The following is a 2,729-nucleotide window of genomic DNA, read 5'->3' on the forward strand; positions in this document are numbered from 1 at the left end:
CGCGGGCCCGGAGTCGGCGCACCCGCCGGGCGCGGGCCCGGAGCGGGGGCAGGACGCGCCGCGGCGCCCTGCGGGGAACTGGGAGTAGTGGCGCCCTGCGGCGCGCCCGTGGGGGCGGCACGCTGGGGCCGGCGGGAGGGCCCGCCTTCCGTCTTGAGTGCTTCCGTCAGTTTGCGAACAACCGGCGCCTCGATCGTCGAGGACGCCGAACGAACGAACTCACCGAGTTCTTGGAGCTTGGCCATGACGACCTTGCTCTCGACTCCGAACTCCTTGGCGAGTTCGTATACCCGGACCTTTGCCACGTCGCTCCTTCTGGTCCGGGGTTGGTCGTCCGCCGGACCGTCACTACCGCATGTCTGTACTCATCGCGTACTCATCGAGTGCTCATCGCAATCTCGACCTACTTCCGACTCGCGAGGTACTGCTTCGCTGGACCTGTCCGACCGACCTCTGACAACCCATCACCGCTCAAATAAGCACGCAGTGGTGCCGAGTCCAGCGGCCCCGGCACGCGCAAAGCCCGAACGAACGCCTTTCGACGTTCCGCCTGGGCCAGGCACTCCGGGTCGGGATGCAGGTGCGCGCCCCGCCCGGGCATTCGGCCGCGGGGGTCGGGGACACAACTGCCCTTCACCGCCACGACCCGCAATAGGTCGGCCTTGGCCGCACGCTGCCGACAACCTACGCACGTTCGGCACGGAGAAGCAGTGATTTCCTGCTTTTCCGGCCTCGTACCAGGGCATGCTCGGCCATGCCTGCGACCAGACACGTTCAAGTCTACCGCTCCTCACCGCGACCTGGTTCGGTCGACCGTCCCCGGTCGTCCGATTCACCGGTCTCGGTGTCCGGCCGGATGTCGATGCGCCATCCGGTCAATCGCGCGGCAAGTCGGGCATTCTGCCCCTCCTTGCCGATCGCCAGCGAGAGCTGGTAGTCGGGCACGGTCACCCGGGCGGAACGCGCGGCGAGATCCACGATCTCGACCTTGCTCACCCGCGCCGGGGACAGCGCGTTGGCCACCATCCGGGCGGGGTCGTCCGACCAGTCGACGATGTCGATCTTCTCGCCGTTCAACTCGGCCATGACGGCACGCACGCGCGCCCCCATCGGCCCGATGCACGCGCCCTTGGGGTTGAGCCCGGCCCGCGTGGAGTAGACGGCGATCTTGGAGCGGTGGCCGGCCTCGCGGGCGATCGCGGCGATCTCGACGCTGCCGTCGGCGATCTCCGGGACCTCCAGCGCGAACAGCTTCCGCACCAGGTTGGGGTGGGTGCGCGAGAGCGTGATGGACGGCCCCTTGGGCCCACGCCGCACCTGTACGACATAGCAACGCAGGCGCATGCCGTGCGCGTACCGCTCGCCCGGTACCTGCTCCTGGGGCGGCAGGATCGCCTCGATGCGACCCAGGTCCACCAGGACGTTGCGGTTGTCCTTGCCCTGCTGGACCACGCCCGCGACGATCTCGCCCTCACGGCCGGCGAACTCGCCGAACGTGATCTCCTCCTCGGCGTCGCGCAGCCGCTGCAGGATCACCTGCTTGGCGGTGGTCGCCGCGATCCGGCCGAAGTCGTCCGGGGTGTCGTCGAACTCGCGAACGCGCTGGCCGGCCTCGTCGGTCTCGGTCGCCCACACGGTGACGTGACCGGTGGATCGGTCCAGTTCCACGCGCGCCTTGGGCAGGCTGCCCTCGGTGCGGTGGTATGCGATCAACAGGGCCGATTCGATGGCCTCGACCAGGAGGTCGAACTTGATCTCTTTTTCGCGCTCAAGCCCGCGCAGGGCGCTCATATCGATGTCCACGTCCTACGCCTCCTCGTCCTTGGTGTCGTCGTTGTCGGGGTCGATGTCCTCGACCTCGGTGTCCTCGTCGTCCTCGTCGTCCTCGGCGGCGACCGCCGGGTCCGCGCTCTTGCGGTTGAACTCGACCTGCACGACCGCCTTGGCCACCTCGTCGTACCCCAGCCGGCGCGGCTTGCCCTCGACGTCCAGCTCCACGCCCTCGGCGTCGCTCGCGCCGATCCGGCCGGTCACGGTGGTGCCGTCGTGCAGTTGGACCTGGACCAGCCGATCCGCCGCGCGGCGCCAGTGGCGCTCCAGCGTCAGCGGGCGGTCCACGCCCGGGGTGGTGACTTCCAACTGATAGGGCAGGCTGCCCAGTGCGTCGCTCGGGTCCAGCACGTCCGAGACGGCCCGGCTGACCTCGGCGACCTTGTCCAGGTCGACGCCGTCGTCGGCGGCCACCATCACGCGCAACACCCGGCGCTTGCCGGCGGGGGTGAGGGAGAGATCCTCCAGATCCACGCCCACCGCTGATACCACCGGCTCCAGCATCTCCCGCAGCCGGTCCAACGTGGTGGTGCTCATCCGGGTGACTCCTCGGCTGCGTGTGCTGTTGTCTCAGGTGCGTCGACCGCCGGGGCGGGTCGTGGAAGGACAACAGTATCCGGTCCGGAGCGGATCTCGCGCACGTCCGCCCGGCGTACGCCGGATGTCCGTCGAGGTCCGCACGCCCGCGGATGCGGTAGCGTCCGACACGGCCAGAGGCCGGCAACGGACATCACGGACGAGGGTCAGGAGCGGGACGCATGCGCGACGCGGGGCCGACGCGACGGGCCGTCCTCGGCGCCGTGGCCGCGGCGACGATCGCCGCCACGATCGCCGGTTGCGACGACGGCGGTGGCTCGGACCAGGGGCGGCGCAGGGCGGACGACGCGGCGCGGCAGCGG

General features: G+C 69.9%; 4 protein-coding genes. All 4 read right to left on the reverse strand.

Features of this window, described 5'->3' with window-relative positions; all coding sequences use genetic code 11:
* The coding region (locus tag ABZS54_RS42685) for a translation initiation factor IF-2 N-terminal domain-containing protein (RefSeq protein ID WP_355548780.1) at positions 1-305 on the reverse strand (305 nt) is incomplete at its 3' end.
* 98 nt (positions 306-403) lie between these two features.
* A complete protein-coding gene (locus ABZS54_RS42690; protein ID WP_355548789.1) occupies positions 404-715 on the reverse strand; it encodes a YlxR family protein in 312 nt (103 codons plus the stop codon).
* 65 nt (positions 716-780) lie between these two features.
* Positions 781-1,803: a transcription termination factor NusA gene (nusA, locus tag ABZS54_RS42695; RefSeq protein ID WP_355548783.1), complete on the reverse strand. Its 1,023-nt coding sequence runs from the start codon at positions 1,801-1,803 to the stop codon at positions 781-783.
* 3 nt (positions 1,804-1,806) lie between these two features.
* Complete coding sequence (gene rimP, locus ABZS54_RS42700) at positions 1,807-2,367, reverse strand: ribosome maturation factor RimP (protein WP_355548786.1); 561 nt, start codon at positions 2,365-2,367, stop codon at positions 1,807-1,809.
* Between the last annotated feature and the right edge of the window lie 362 nt (positions 2,368-2,729).

It is taken from the genome of Embleya sp. NPDC005575 (assembly GCF_040605455.1).
Lineage (GTDB): Bacteria > Actinomycetota > Actinomycetes > Streptomycetales > Streptomycetaceae > Embleya.

Excerpts from the sequence above, each read along its gene's own strand:
- rimP (WP_355548786.1), bottom strand. The coding sequence starts at position 2,367 with ATGAGCACCACCACGTTGGACCGGCTGCGGGAGATGCTGGAGCCGGTG.